The organism is Enterocloster sp. 210928-DFI.2.20 (assembly GCF_020554465.1).
Classification (GTDB): domain Bacteria; phylum Bacillota; class Clostridia; order Lachnospirales; family Lachnospiraceae; genus Enterocloster; species Enterocloster bolteae.
Map to the genome: position 1 here is coordinate 140,663 of NZ_JAJCHK010000014.1, position 13,604 is coordinate 154,266.

The 13,604-nt window shown below is 52.1% G+C and carries 14 protein-coding genes; 8 read left to right on the top strand and 6 right to left on the bottom strand.

Annotation, left to right across the window (positions count from 1 at the left end; genetic code table 11):
• Positions 1 to 53 precede the first annotated feature (53 nt).
• Complete coding sequence (gene trxA, locus LI015_RS14575) at positions 54 to 371, top strand: thioredoxin TrxA (protein ID WP_002569644.1); 318 nt, start codon at positions 54 to 56, stop codon at positions 369 to 371.
• Positions 372 to 479: 108 nt separating this feature from the next.
• Positions 480 to 950 (top strand): glycine/sarcosine/betaine reductase complex selenoprotein A, encoded by a 471-nt coding sequence (gene grdA / locus LI015_RS14580; RefSeq protein WP_080548701.1) that lies wholly within the window; start codon positions 480 to 482, stop codon positions 948 to 950.
• Between the two features lie 102 nt (positions 951 to 1,052).
• Here grdA and LI015_RS14585 read toward each other — a convergent pair whose 3' ends face one another.
• Positions 1,053 to 1,649, bottom strand: a complete 597-nt coding sequence (locus LI015_RS14585; protein ID WP_227125488.1) for a prolyl-tRNA synthetase associated domain-containing protein — start codon at positions 1,647 to 1,649, stop codon at positions 1,053 to 1,055.
• Positions 1,650 to 1,964: 315 nt separating this feature from the next.
• Here LI015_RS14585 and LI015_RS14590 point away from each other — a divergent pair, with 315 nt between their 5' ends.
• Entirely contained in the window at positions 1,965 to 2,333 is a 369-nt protein-coding gene (locus tag LI015_RS14590) for a RidA family protein (protein ID WP_002569640.1), read from the top strand.
• 109 nt (positions 2,334 to 2,442) lie between these two features.
• On the opposite strand, the gene LI015_RS14595 is transcribed toward LI015_RS14590, so the two are convergent.
• The 3 genes from LI015_RS14595 to LI015_RS29020 all read right to left on the bottom strand — a co-directional run bounded on the left by LI015_RS14595 (position 2,443) and on the right by LI015_RS29020 (position 6,633).
• A complete protein-coding gene (locus tag LI015_RS14595; protein WP_289301934.1) occupies positions 2,443 to 4,398 on the bottom strand; it encodes a collagen-like protein in 1,956 nt (651 codons plus the stop codon).
• Between the two features lie 235 nt (positions 4,399 to 4,633).
• Entirely contained in the window at positions 4,634 to 4,945 is a 312-nt protein-coding gene (locus LI015_RS14600) for a BclA C-terminal domain-containing protein (protein WP_048928912.1), read from the bottom strand.
• Positions 4,946 to 5,562: 617 nt separating this feature from the next.
• Entirely contained in the window at positions 5,563 to 6,633 is a 1,071-nt protein-coding gene (locus LI015_RS29020; RefSeq protein ID WP_002572177.1) for a BclA C-terminal domain-containing protein, read from the bottom strand.
• Between the two features lie 184 nt (positions 6,634 to 6,817).
• On the opposite strand from LI015_RS29020, the gene LI015_RS29025 reads away from it, so the two are divergent.
• Positions 6,818 to 6,988 (top strand): hypothetical protein, encoded by a 171-nt coding sequence (locus LI015_RS29025; RefSeq protein WP_369293732.1) that lies wholly within the window; start codon positions 6,818 to 6,820, stop codon positions 6,986 to 6,988.
• Between the two features lie 241 nt (positions 6,989 to 7,229).
• Here LI015_RS29025 and LI015_RS28745 read toward each other — a convergent pair whose 3' ends face one another.
• The gene (locus tag LI015_RS28745; protein WP_002572178.1) at positions 7,230 to 8,636 is read right to left on the bottom strand and encodes a BclA C-terminal domain-containing protein; all 1,407 of its coding nucleotides are present in this window, start codon (positions 8,634 to 8,636) and stop codon (positions 7,230 to 7,232) included.
• 17 nt (positions 8,637 to 8,653) lie between these two features.
• The gene (locus LI015_RS14615) at positions 8,654 to 9,757 is read right to left on the bottom strand and encodes a glycosyltransferase (protein ID WP_002572179.1); all 1,104 of its coding nucleotides are present in this window, start codon (positions 9,755 to 9,757) and stop codon (positions 8,654 to 8,656) included.
• 168 nt (positions 9,758 to 9,925) lie between these two features.
• On the opposite strand from LI015_RS14615, the gene LI015_RS14620 reads away from it, so the two are divergent.
• The 4 genes from LI015_RS14620 (at position 9,926) to LI015_RS14630 (ending at position 13,499) form a co-directional block, all read left to right on the top strand.
• On the top strand, positions 9,926 to 10,885 hold the full coding sequence (locus tag LI015_RS14620; RefSeq protein WP_002569634.1) for a hypothetical protein: 960 nt from the start codon (positions 9,926 to 9,928) through the stop codon (positions 10,883 to 10,885).
• A 102-nt stretch (positions 10,886 to 10,987) separates the two neighbouring features.
• A complete protein-coding gene (eno, locus tag LI015_RS14625; RefSeq protein WP_002572180.1) occupies positions 10,988 to 12,259 on the top strand; it encodes a phosphopyruvate hydratase in 1,272 nt (423 codons plus the stop codon).
• Positions 12,260 to 12,312: 53 nt separating this feature from the next.
• A complete protein-coding gene (locus LI015_RS28250) occupies positions 12,313 to 12,435 on the top strand; it encodes a hypothetical protein (protein ID WP_264468450.1) in 123 nt (40 codons plus the stop codon).
• A 116-nt stretch (positions 12,436 to 12,551) separates the two neighbouring features.
• Positions 12,552 to 13,499, top strand: a complete 948-nt coding sequence (locus LI015_RS14630) for a type I phosphomannose isomerase catalytic subunit (protein ID WP_002572181.1) — start codon at positions 12,552 to 12,554, stop codon at positions 13,497 to 13,499.
• Positions 13,500 to 13,604: the final 105 nt, after the last annotated feature.

Here is a 13,604-nt window from a genome sequence, read left to right on the forward strand (position 1 = left end):
ATAAAGAAACTATTTAACCATAAGTTATCGCGATTACATTTAGGAGGTTAAAAATGATTGATTTGACCAAGGAAAATTTTGAGGAAGAGGTATTAAAGGCCCAGGGCTATGTGCTGGTAGACTTTTACGGGGACGGCTGTGTTCCCTGTGCAGCCCTTATGCCCCATATCCATAAGTTTGAGGAGGTGTACGGAACAACTGTAAAATTCTGTTCCCTGAACACCACAAAGGCCAGACGGCTTGCCATTGCCCAGAAGGTGCTGGGACTGCCTGTGATTGCCATATATAAGGATGGGGAAATGATTGATTCCAGGGTAAAGGATGACGCCACCCCGGAGGGCTGCGAGGAAATGATCAGGAAATATGCCTGATGCCAGGGCACGGCCAATAGGCCGGATACAAATGATGCATAACCGCAGACGCGGCTGATGTATAAAAACAGCGCTTTTAAGCGCAATAAAGAAAAGGAGGAACAATGTATGGCTATACTGAAAGACAAGTATGCTATCATCATCGGTGACCGCGACGGCGTACCCGGACCAGCCATTGAAGAGTGTGCCAAGACAGCAGGCGCAAAGATAGCCTACTCTTCCACAGAGTGCTTTGTCTGAACGTCCGCAGGTGCCATGGATCTGGAAAACCAGAAGAGGGTTTTAAACATAAGTGAGGAGCACGGCCCGGAGAACGTAGTAGTTCTTCTGGGAGCTGCTGAAGCAGAGGCCGCAGGCCTTGCAGCAGAAACCGTTACAGCCGGCGATCCAACTTATGCAGGTCCTTTGGCAGGAGTCCAGTTGGGACTAAGTGTATATCATATCTGTGAGGATGAAGTGAAGGCTGAGACAGATCCAGCTGTTTATGAGGAACAGGTGGGAATGATGGAAATGGTTATGGATGTTCCGGCCATCCATGAAGAGATGGAAGGAATCCGTAAGGAGTATTGTAAGTACTAGAGGTTAGGCTAATGCACCCCAATGCATATAGTTAGGCTAATGCACCCCAATGCAGGGAGAGCCGGCAGTCCTTTGTGGCTGCCGGCTCTTCTGTTACATGGATTATTCTGCATAGGGTAAATCCACGATTGTGTGCGGATGTCCAAGGGCCGGGAGAATTTTATCCATTAAATCCCGGGTTGTGAACTTTAAGCTGGAGGTGTTGATGCAGGGATGGCAGGCAAAATACTCACTTTCCAGTATATCCTTGTCAATCAGCAGCCTGACGCGTTTTTCCCTGTCATTCATAAGCCCCATGACAGACACGGATCCGGGTTTGATGTCAAGGAAAGACTCCATGAATTCTGCCTCCCCAAAGGACAGGCGGGCGCTTCCAATCTGCTTGGACAGGACAGCTGTCTTGAACTTTTTATTGCCTGGCATGAGCAGCAGGTAAAAGTCGGTCTTTTGGGCATTGCGGAGGAAAAGATTCTTGCAGATTTCCGTGCCCAGAAGCTGGTCTACCTCGCGGCAGGCTTCAATGGTTGGAAGGGCGTCGTGGTCCACACGGACAAAGGGGACCTGAAGGGAATCCAGCAAATCATAGGTGCGGATTTCTTTATCCTCACGGCCGGATGTGTCGGCGGGACGGCCCTCATATAGGGTGCGGTCAATATGGTATGCGGGAATAGACTCCCCGGTATCGTTAAGATTTGTCATTTCTATACCTCTGTTTTATTGTTGGTGTGTTGGATGTGAATGCGATTAAAACATTTCAATTATAACAAATGGGACACGTAATGTCCATAGGCGGGACGACTGATTATGAAGACCTGAATATGAAGATGCGCGGTATAGGGAAAAAATATGGACAGGGCTGTATTTTACAGGCCTTTACAGGGTTTTATGGGGATATTGAAGCATCTGTATTGCATCGGCAGATAATATCTGATATAATAGGGAGCAGTTGAATGTGAACGCGATAACATTAAGTGGACGTATGTCCAAATTATAAATATGAAGGAGGTATTTCAGATGAATATTCTTAGTACTGACAAGGCGCCAGGTGCCATTGGGCCTTATTCCCAGGGATATGAGGTAAACGGGGTTATTTATACGTCAGGACAGATTCCGGTGGATCCGGCAGACGGAACCGTGGCAGAGGGAATCGCTGCCCAGGCTGAGCAGAGCTGTAAGAATGTGGGAGCAATCCTGGAGGCAGCCGGCACCGGATTTGACAAGGTGTTTAAGACCACCTGTTTCCTGGCTGATATGAATGACTTTGGTACATTTAATGAGGTGTACGCAACGTATTTCGTATCCAAGCCAGCCAGAAGCTGCGTGGCAGTCAAGACTCTCCCAAAGGGTGTGCTCTGTGAGATTGAGGCAATTGCTGTAAAATAATGTGCAGAAAAGCAGTAATGTTTCGGGCTTCTGCCATATAAGCGGATTGTGTAAGGCCGCCGGATATTTTCCGGCGGCCTTAACTTTCCAGTGAACATTTTCCTGATTGTTATACAGCTGTGCGGAAATTAGTGCTGTCTCCCAGACGGACAACGGTCAGGGAGGCATCCTCAAAGGTGTATCCGGCATCGCTGGTTACAACCTCCAGAGTACCAGCGCCGGTTACCGGGAATGGTGCATTCATGGAAAGGGTTACTTCTTCATTGGAAGCAGTGAAGGTGTGGCGAGCCACTGCTCCGGTTATGGGAACTCCGTTCAGTGTGAGCTGGACCGTGAGTGTAGAGGGGATGGTGGTCCCTGCATCAATCAGGACTGTACCGGTAAAGAAGGCCTGATAGATGCCGGGCTGGTTAATCTGCACATCAGGAGAACCAGCAGTATGGGTAATGGCAGTTCCGGATACCAGCGGAGTTTCATTAAAAATCAGTGCCCCGTTAGCCGAAGTGGGCTGAGGGGTTGTATCTACTGTTGCCAGGACTTCCGGAGCCCCGCCGCCTCCGGGCTCACCGCGGGGAATGACGAAATCAAAGACTGCATCTTCTGAGGTGCCGGAATTGGTTACAGATGCCTCGGTACCGGGGTCGCCTGTGGTTACGCTTCCGATGGTGATGGTGGCTGCGGCGCCAGTTGGTCCGGTTTCTCCGGTAGGCCCGGCAGGCCCCTCTGGTCCCATATCACCGGTAGCCCCCGTGGGTCCTATATCGCCGGTGGCGCCGGTAGCGCCAGCGGGCCCCTCTGCTCCCGTATCACCGGTAGCTCCTGCGGCTCCAGTGGCCCCTGTGGCGCCAGTTGGTCCGGCAGGTCCTTCTGGCCCCGTGTTACCGGTAGCCCCTGTAGCGCCGGTGGCGCCGATAGCACCGGTGGCGCCGGTAGCGCCGGTAGCGCCAGTTGGCCCGGCAGGTCCGGCAGCGCCGGTGGCACCGGTAGCGCCAGTGGCCCCGGCAGGTCCGGCAGCGCCTGTGGCACCGGTAGCCCCGGCAGGTCCGGCAGCTCCAGTTGCTCCTGTTCCGCCCTGGGGGCCGGCAGGCCCGGTGACTCCACGTGGAATGGTGAAATCCAGCACATGGTTGGGACCGCCGGTTATATCTGTGACGCTGGCGGCAGCACCAGGTTCACTTGTTGTAGTATTGCGTATGGTTATAGTTTGTGCTTCTCCAGTTGCGCCAGTAGCCCCGGTAACACCAGTGGCCCCCGTAATACCGGTGGCCCCTGTAGCGCCCGTGGCTCCCGTAGCGCCGGTGGTTCCTGCGGCCCCTGCAGCGCCAGCCGGTCCGGTAGCACCGGCAGGCCCCTGTGGTCCTGTGGGTCCGGTGGCGCCAGCAGGTCCCTGTGGGCCGGTAGGTCCGGTAATGCCTGCAATACCTTGTGCTCCCGTGGCTCCTGTAGCACCGGTAGTACCTGTAATCCCCCGGGCTCCTGTGTCACCGGCAGGTCCTGTAGCGCCGGTAGCTCCTGTAGCACCTGTGGCTCCCCGCGGAAGATAGAAGTCCAGGATGTGGTCAGGGGAACCGGTTATATCCACTACTGCGGCTGGAGATTCAGGTTCGCTTGTAACAGTGTTGCGTATAGTTATCGTTTCAGCAGCGCCGGTAGTTCCGGTAACGCCACGGGGGCCGGTAGGTCCGGGTATGCCTTGCGGGCCCTGAGGACCAGTTGGGCCGGCAGCGCCGGTAGCGCCGGTTATTCCGGGAAAGCCCTGAGGTCCGGTGGGGCCAGTGGGGCCGGTGGGGCCTACATAACCCTGTGGCCCCATGGCACCGGTGGGTCCTGCGGGGCCAGGTGCGCCGGGGCACCCTCTGGGTCCCATTGGTCCCTGAGGTCCCATGGGCCCGGTGGGGCCAGTGGGACCAGCCTGTGGGCAGCAGCCGGGCGGCGGGCATGGATTGCACGGATCACACCAGCATCTGTTCCTGTCATTGCCGCTGTTATTGAGGCGGCAGCCGGCAGAGGAGGGGTCATAGTTGGAAGGCTGCGGATTTATATTATCTGAATAGTTATAATACATGGTAGTCTCTCCTTTTTGTTATAATGAATGGTGCAGGTCCGAAAATATAAGGCACGGCTGGGTAATTGTGGCAGGAAGGCCTGTCGCTTTATTCCTGCATTCCTCATGTCTTTAGACCTGAAGTGATGGCATTATGCCAGACGTATGATATTAGGTTTAGCTCCAGTTCCAGCCTGGAGAATTGGCTTGCAGCAACAGCCAGGGCATCAATGGTATCTGCCATGGGAATGTTAATTTAAAGAATATGCCAGAACATGAGCAGAGCGTCTGTTGCCTTAATATGATAGGTTATAAAGTAAGTGCCGGTTACGGGAAACGTAAAAATGGTATTGGCAGCATTTATTGTAAAGCAATTGAGAAACTGGTCGTTTGGAAGCGGGATTGCTATTTTGCCTATAATGATAGCCAGAGGGGATGCTGCAGTATTCTGAGCGTTCATGCTAATGGTAGCGGCTGCAGGTCCAGCCGGGCCAGCAGTATCTTTTGCCCCTGCAGTTTCAGCAGGTCCCATGGGACCGGTGGAGGCGCTTTTAATAGGAAACAGCAAAATTAGTTCGGCTCCCATTGATTGCTTAATTAAACAATTGTTAATGAGCGATTTATATAACCTAAAATCATAGGAAAGCCCATACAAATATTCACACCAACGTTATCTTTTGATGTTATGGCAGCCCAAAAGGCAAAGGTTGAGCAGTTTTTGTTAAAATTTTGAGAAGTCATATTCTTAATAACAGGCTTCCATCGGCAGTAATAATAGCATTTGAATACGGTTAATCCTGATTTGGTGCAGCAGTGGCTTCCCTGTTATTCAATCTGGTTGTCTGGCAGATTTCACGTTTGCTTGATATCAATGCTTTGTCCGTTTTGATGGATGTGACCGAATCCGATAAAAGTCTAAGGATATTAAATGCGGCGGGGATGAATGTTGTTTTTGCATCCTCCATTGACAGCCAATCAGTTGTACAAAGCATAACAAGCCTATATATAACGATGCCTCTATCTGTAAAGAGCCTTATTAATTTACTGCAACAGGTATAAAGCATATACTCAGGAGCCCGGACAGACGGCCCTGCGCGTACCCTGTAATTGATTTTGTATGAGGCATGATTTACTGCGTAAAGTTTTTTAATCTGCACTTTTTGGCATATTATGCTTAGACATAAATTAAGCTATTTTCACAATATTAAGAGATGCACCGGTGCCGGTCTGTAATGAGACCGGACCATTTACGCCATATAATTGTAATGCCAAAATGTCACCTGCTGTTAAAGGCTGCATAAAAGTCACACTATATTCATTTGTAGATGTTGAAGAGGTATTAATTGAATTCGTTATTGGTGCGCCATTTAATGTTACTCTTGATGACATTGGTAATCCGGATGTCATTTTGATATCATAGGAAATTAAATAGGTTCCTGTTTGAGCAACTGTAAACTCTGTATTTGTAGCATTTACCGCAAATCCATCCATATAGGGTTGAACTGGCAGAGGAATATTAGTCCCATCTGTTGTTACTGAAATGGTACTTGCTGAAATATTAAGTGCTGACATTGCGCTTGAGATTTCAGATGTTCCCGTTGGTCCGGTGGCTCCTGTAGGGCCAGTCGCTCCCTGGATCCCGGCAGCCCCTGTAGCGCCCGCAGGTCCCGTGGCTCCGGTAACACCCGCAGCCCCGGCAGGTCCCTGAGTTCCGGTGGCGCCCGTAGCGCCGGCAGGCCCCTGAGCGCCGGCAGCACCCGTAGCACCAGTGACTCCGGCAGGCCCCTGAGCGCCGGCAGCTCCCGTAGCGCCAGTGACTCCGGCAGGCCCCTGAGCTCCGGCAGCTCCCGTAGCACCAGTGACTCCGGCAGGCCCCTGAGCTCCGGCAGCTCCCATAGAACCAGTGGGGCCGGCCGCCCCTGTAGCCCCGGTCATGCCGGGAATGCCCTGAGGTCCGGTGCTGCCGGTGGGCCCGGTCGGTCCTACATAGCCCTGAGGTCCCATTGCGCCTGTTGGCCCGGTGGGACCGGGCATACCAGGGCATCCCCTGGGACCCATTGGACCCTGTAATCCGGTTGGACCCATAGGTCCGGTCGGTCCGGGGAACGGGCAGCATGGGGGCGGCGCACATGGTGTACATGGGTCACAGCACCATCTGTTCCTGCCATTATTACAGCCATTTTGGCGGAATTCGGCAGAATATGGTTCAAGGCCATCCTGTTGTGGATTTATATTGTCTGGATAGTCATAATACATAATGGTCACTCCTTATTATTTTAATGGATAGATAGGTCCTGAACCGGAATCCGCTCTCCGGAATCTGTTTTAAAGCGTGTCTTAAAATTCATTCCCGCCATCTGACCTAAGGAGTCGGCCGTAGGTGTCTCCTTGGGACAAAGCATGCCCCACTTGTGGTATATTCGGCCCTAATTCACTTGACGTGACACATCATATCGCGTTTATCAGGACCAAATCTACCATAAGAAGAAACGAACAACTGGCGGAGCATATATTTGCGTTATGCCGGCCGGGTGACGGAGAATTTTCCGGTTGCAACGGCGGGTGCTTCTATGCTTCCTGCCATGGGTGCGTTATTAAGAAGAATACATGAGGACATGAGCAGGGCAGCTGTGGTATTCCGGGCGTGCGGACTAGGGGCGGCGACTACCGGCCGGTAGCGCCGGCAGCCCCTGTGGTTCCAGCAGGTCCTTGTGCCCCAATTGGTCCTTTTGGTGCAGCCAGGCCGTACATAATAGGAAAATTGTTATGTCCCATAAATGAGGATAAAATAAAATATAGCATAATCACATCAATTTACACTGTTTAAAACACAAAGGTGTTTTAAACAATTATCAGCTAAGCTGCTTTACTGTCAATGTTGCATTTGTTCCTGTTGATAAAGTTAATGTTACGGCCAGTGCAGAAGACAAAGCCATATCTATTACATCTCCAGCAGTTAAATTGAAAATAACGCTGCCTTCAAATAAACTTTCAACACCAAGTGATAAGGTTCTTGTACTGGTGGTTGATGCAATAGGAACACTATTACGGCGTATAGCTAAAGTTAATGCCACTGCCACTGATGCTGTTGATACTAACTTCCAGTTAATCTCATATATACCGGTATTAGCTACGGTAATCGCATTGGCAGCTACGGTTGTATTTAATAATGGCATGGTATTATTAAAAGCTACTTGTTGTGTAGATGCAATACCGATAGAAATTGGCGTTGTGGTTGTTCTATACATTCCGCCGTATGCTGCAATCCCACCAGCTGCGCCTGTAGGCCCGGTCGCACCAGTTGGTCCGGTGGTCCCGGCTAAGCCGGTCGCGCCCGTGGCCCCTGTGATACCGGCAGTCCCGGTCGCGCCAGTTGGTCCGGTCACACCAGTCGGCCCGGTTGCACCAGTCGGCCCGGTTGCGCCAGTCAGCCCGGTCGTGCCAGTCGGCCCGGTTGCTCCTGCGATACCCTGAGGTCCGGTAACGCCGGTAGCTCCCTGAGGTCCCTGTGGCCCCTGGATGCCCTGGATTCCCTGAGGTCCGGTAGCTCCGGTCGGTCCGATGGGTCCGGTAGCTCCGGTCAGTCCCTGAGGCCCTGCGGCTCCGGTGCTGCCCTGAGGTCCCTGCGGCCCCTGAGGTCCCTGGGGGCCTTGAGGTCCGGCAGGTCCGGTAGCTCCCTGGGGTCCCTGGATGCCTTGAGGTCCGGCAGGTCCGGTAACTCCCTGAGGCCCCTGTGGTCCCTGGCTTCCGGTAGCGCCTGTGCTGCCGGCTATGCCCTGTGGTCCGGGAAGTCCCATTGGTCCCTGGGGTCCCTGAGGCCCTGTCTCACCGGTGAATCCTCTGGGTCCCTGAGGCCCTGTCGGCCCGGTGGGGCCTACATAGCCCTGAGGCCCCATGGCACCAGTTGGTCCGGTAGGGCCCTGTGCTCCGGGGCATCCTCTGGGTCCCATTGGTCCCTGAGCGCCTGTTGGTCCGGCAGGCCCCTGTGGTCCTCTGGGGCCTGGGCAGCAGCCCGGAAACCCGCCGCCTGGAAACCCGCCGTTACCTGGGCATCTGTTATCTGTCTGGGCTGTGCTGTCGCCGCCACAGCTGTCGCTGTCCTGGCAATCATCTTCCGGGTATCTTCCGGAACCTGGGAAACCATAGTCGCCGGGGCAGCCGCCATTACCTGGAAAACCGTTGTTTCCGGGGTATCCGCATGGTCTGCGTTGTTCTATATTATCATTTCGATTCATTCCGTTGGAAAAATTAAAATACATAATTACCTCTCCTTATTTTATAGTGCGGAAGGCTGCCCTTCCGCCGGACGTTTCAGTTTGTGTTCAAAGTAGGTCTGGTTCTGCCTGACAGATGGGTGTTCAGGTTTCAGCTTTTGTGACTTCAAGTGATAGTGCCATGCTCTTCGGTGGTCGCCCAGACGGTCATAGCATACACACAGCTGAATAGAAGGCAGGAAGCCGTAACAGTCCTTTCGGACAAAAGCGCCTGTCTGTTCCGCAGGCCGGGAGGATAATGCCTGGGTATACCAATAAGCAGCCTCCCTGTATTTTTCTTCCTTCATTTTCATCCGCCCCAGTTCACAGCAGGCTTCACCGCGGGGACTGTCATATAAGAAGCTTTTTAAAAGTGCCTCCACGGCCTTTTCTGTATGTCCCAGATGCTCCTCGCACAGAGCCAGATGGAGACAGGCGTCTATCTTGTTTTCCACCCACCCATCCGGTTCCTGCAGGAATGCCCTGAACACCCGTACCGCATCTTCATAGCGTTCGTGGTAATACAGCTCCCTGGCGTAGTAGAACTGGTGTCTGGGTTCCAGAGGTTCTCCCTGGCTCAGCATGGTTTCGTATATCCGAAGGTTGCGGTCCTTATCCCCGGCGCCCTCCTTCCGGTGCTGAATCTCAATATCGGTGTATAGGATATTGCCGGCAGGGGGGACAGCTTCATGCACCCGGCCCTGCCACCGGAAACCCTTGTGGTTTTTTAAGATACGCTCCCTGTAATAGGAAAAGGAGGTTCTCCCGTTTTCGTCAAAACCAGTGAGATATTTCATCATCACCACATCCACAGAGGGGTCCAGGGTTTCCTTCAATTTCTTTAAGCGGGCAGCCTGTTCAGGCTCCATTACATCGTCCGCGTCCATCCACATCCAGTAGTCCGACACCGCCTTCTGGCAGACGGCGTTCCTGGCAGCGGCGAAATCATCCGTCCACGGGAAATCGTAGACCTCATCCGTATAGCGGGCTGCGATTTCTTTTGTCCGGTCCGTGGATCCGGTATCCATAATAACAATCTGATCCGCCACAGTGGACATGGTCCTTAGGAGCCGTTCCAGAACAGCCTCCTCATTTTTTACAATCATACAAAGACTAATGGTTATCAAAAGCAATCCCCCTGTATATCTGTTTCATTATAGGCCGGATGTCCATTAACGCCCCGGCATACTATACTATATGAAAATGGAACAAGTTTGGTGTGCCGGAGGATGACAGAAGCCGATGATATGTGCTATAATAGGAAAACAGACGCAAGCGGGAAGGAGGAGGTTCAAATGAGGAAAAGAGGAGCATATGCCGTGCTGGCAGGTGCAGCTCTGTTTATGGCCTGCACCCTGTCCTTTACAGCCTTTGCAAAAGAGGAAAGGACACCAGTGGGGAAAATTAAACTTAATTTCACATCGGATATCCAGGCAGGAGAAATAGGCGGAAACGTGGACGTGAGCCTGGAGGATGGGGAGTGTTCCATTGAGAGCGTGGATATTGTCAATGAGGGCGACAGCTGGGTAGGCGGTGACAAGCCGAAAGTGGAGATATGGCTTTCCGCTGACAGTGATTATTACTTTAAGAAATCGGGAAAGAGCGCGTTTTCATTTTCCGGCGATACGGTCAAGTATGTATCCAGTTCCACTAAGAATGATAAGGAAGAGATGGTCCTGGTGGTAAGGCTGGATAAGCTGGACGAGGATGATGAGGATCTGGATGTAAGCGGTCTGATGTGGGATGAAGATAACGGGGTGGCCCACTGGGATGATATGAGCCTGGCTAAGAATTATAAGGTCCGCCTGTGCCGAAGGGGAGGCAATTCTTATGAGGACGGCATCGGAGCCACCTATACGGTAAAGGAAAACAGCTATGATTTTTCCGGCAAGTTCCCAAAGGCAGGCACCTACTATTTTAAAGTCAGGGCCATGGATTCCAGGAACAATGCCGGTGAATGGCAGGAATCTCCCTATATTGAGATTACAGAGGAAGACCTGACCAGGGTGAACGGCCAGTGGCTCAGGGATGACCGGGGCTGGTGGTACCAGAAGGGAGACGGAACTTACACGTCAAACGGCTGGCAGTATATCAATTACAAGTGGTATTTCTTTGACCAGGAGGGATATATGAAGACCGGCTGGATATCCTGGGAAGATAAGCTGTATTACTGCGACCCGTCAGGGGCCATGCTGGTATCTGCGGTCACACCGGATGGATTTACAGTGGGCGCGGATGGGGCCAGGATAAATTAAGGATGGATGAGCCTGCTAAAATGACTGATTCCATACATATAATGTTAAAAAATGGCTATCCTTATATCAATGATAAGATTGATATGAGGAGGTCATTTTTTTATGGTAAACGAACTGGAGATAGAGGCGGTAACCGGCAGAGAGATACTGGATTCCAGGGGGAATCCTACGGTGGAGGTGGAAGTGTGCCTGACAGGAGGCGCCACCGGCAGGGCGGCCGTTCCCTCCGGTGCATCCACCGGAAAATTCGAGGCCGTAGAACTTCGGGACGGCGGGAATCGGTTCAACGGACTGGGAGTCCGGGGAGCTGTAGAGCATGTGAATACTGTGCTCAGCGAAGCAGTTCTCTTTGAAAGCGCATTGGACCAGAGACACATCGACCGTCTGCTTCTGGAGGCGGACGGAACAGAGAATAAGGGAAAGCTGGGGGCCAATGCCATTCTGGGCGTGTCCATGGCCGTGGCCAGGGCTGCTGCAAATGGGCTACGGATGCCTCTTTACAGGTATCTGGGAGGAATCCATGCATCCGTCCTGCCTGTTCCCATGATGAACATTCTAAACGGAGGAAAGCACGCAGACAATACAGTTGATTTGCAGGAATTCATGATTATGCCGTTCGGGGCCTGCTGTTTTGCGGAGCGTCTGAGGATGTGTGCGGAGGTCTATCACACCTTAAAGAAGCTTCTTAAAGAAGAAGGCTACAGCACAGGAGTAGGGGATGAGGGCGGATTTGCGCCGGACCTTAAGGACTCTGAGGCTGTGCTTGAATTTCTGGTGAAAGCCATGGAAAAGAGCGGACTGAAGCCGGGAACCGATATGAAGATTGCCATTGATGCGGCGTCCAGTGAACTCTATGATGAAGCCAGCGGCATGTACCTGTTCCCGGGAGAAAGCCGCATGGCGGGAAAGGAAATCCGGCGCAGCGCACAGGAGATGGTGGATTACTACCGCCGTCTTGTAGATGCGTTCCCCATCTGTTCCATAGAGGACGGACTCCAGGAGGAGGACTGGGAGGGCTGGAAAATGCTGACCAAGGAACTGGGAGGACGTATTCAGCTGGTAGGAGATGATTTGTTCGTCACCAATACGAAACGGCTGTCAAAGGGCATTGAGCTGGGAGCAGGAAACGCCATTCTGGTGAAGGTGAATCAGATAGGTACGCTGTCTGAAAGCTTTGAGGCTATCGAAATGGCTAAGAGGGCCGGATTCGGCACCATTATATCCCACCGTTCCGGTGAGACGGAGGATTCCATCATTGCAGATATTGCAGTGGCTGTCAATGCAGGACAAATTAAGACCGGCGCTCCCTGCCGTTCTGACCGCGTGGCCAAATACAATCAGCTGCTGCGTATTGAGGAAAATCTGGAAGGTTAAAAGGTGATTGGAAAACGCATTTGTGCTGTCTGCGCACTTCACAGGGGCCTGCAATGACAGGAGATGCAGCGCAGGAGATGCAGTGCAGGAGATGCAGTGCAGGAGATGCAGTGCAGGAGATGCAGTGCAGAAGATGTAGTGCGGTAGATGGGAAAGGGGATGCTTCCGGGCGGTGATTCGTCCGGAAAATCCTTTCCCCGTCCCATTTAAATCTTGACAACCGGAAAAAGCAGGGTATGATGTAAGAAGATGCATTGATTGCATCAAAAAGGGGAAAAATAAGGAGAGAGACATGAGAGAATTACTATTTATGGAACCTGTTTTTAAGGAGGCCATCTGGGGAGGAACACGTCTTAAAGATGTGTTTGGTTACGATATCCCAAGCAGCCGCACAGGCGAGTGCTGGGCTATCAGCGCGCATAAGAACGGGGATTGCCGTATTGCAGGCGGAACATGGAAAGGACAGAGCTTAAGCTCCCTGTGGGAGAGCCACCCTGAGTGGTTTGGGGCTGCGGCAGGCTGTCATAAGGAATTTCCATTGCTGGTAAAGATTATTGATGCCAGGAACGACTTAAGCATACAGGTTCATCCGGATAATGCCTACGCCGGGGAGCATGAAAACGGATCTCTGGGCAAGACAGAATGCTGGTATATCCTGGACTGCGATCCGGATGCCACCATTGTGATTGGGCACCATGCAGGTAATAAGGATGAAGTAAAGCAGATGATAGAGGAAAAACGCTGGAAGGAATTCATACGGGAAATTCCTGTCAGTAAGGGAGACTTTTTTCAGATTAATCCCGGATGCGTCCATGCCATAAAGGGCGGCACCCTGGTGTTGGAGACCCAGCAGAGCAGTGATATTACATACCGCGTTTATGACTACGACAGGCTGTCCGGCGGGAAGCCCAGGCAGCTCCATATAAAGGAGAGCATTGATGTGATAGAAGCGCCTTTTAAGGAGGACCAAAATGCAATGCCGGCAGTTGTGAAGGAGACGGACAGCGGTAGAAAAGAACATCTTGTGACCTGCGCTTACTATACTGTGGACAAGATAGACATGACAGGCTGCTGGACGGAGAACTATGGGGACAGCTTTGCCAATGTGAGTATTCTGGACGGAGAGGGAAGTGTAAACGGCATCCCGGTATCAAAGGGACAGCATTTTATTGTGCCTGCCGGATTCGGGGATGTTATCTTTGAGGGCAGCCTTTCCATGATTTGTTCCCAGGCGGTTTAAATGCGATGCCTGAATGAAGCTCCTGCAATGTCTTACCTATAAAAATATAGCTTCAATTCGTAAAGTAAAAAAATCTCCCAGTGGTGGGAGATTTTTGTCTATACT

Coding starts and splice junctions, on each gene's coding strand:
- trxA (WP_002569644.1), top strand. CDS start 54: ATGATTGATTTGACCAAGGAAAATTTTGAGGAAGAGGTATTAAAGGCC.
- LI015_RS14585 (WP_227125488.1), bottom strand. CDS start 1,649: ATGACAAATCTTAACGATACCGGGGAGTCTATTCCCGCATACCATATT.
- LI015_RS14590 (WP_002569640.1), top strand. CDS start 1,965: ATGAATATTCTTAGTACTGACAAGGCGCCAGGTGCCATTGGGCCTTAT.
- LI015_RS14595 (WP_289301934.1), bottom strand. CDS start 4,398: ATGTATTATAACTATTCAGATAATATAAATCCGCAGCCTTCCAACTAT.
- LI015_RS29020 (WP_002572177.1), bottom strand. CDS start 6,633: ATGTATTATGACTATCCAGACAATATAAATCCACAACAGGATGGCCTT.
- LI015_RS28745 (WP_002572178.1), bottom strand. CDS start 8,636: ATGTATTTTAATTTTTCCAACGGAATGAATCGAAATGATAATATAGAA.
- LI015_RS14620 (WP_002569634.1), top strand. CDS start 9,926: ATGAGGAAAAGAGGAGCATATGCCGTGCTGGCAGGTGCAGCTCTGTTT.
- eno (WP_002572180.1), top strand. CDS start 10,988: ATGGTAAACGAACTGGAGATAGAGGCGGTAACCGGCAGAGAGATACTG.
- LI015_RS28250 (WP_264468450.1), top strand. CDS start 12,313: ATGACAGGAGATGCAGCGCAGGAGATGCAGTGCAGGAGATGCAGTGCA.
- LI015_RS14630 (WP_002572181.1), top strand. CDS start 12,552: ATGAGAGAATTACTATTTATGGAACCTGTTTTTAAGGAGGCCATCTGG.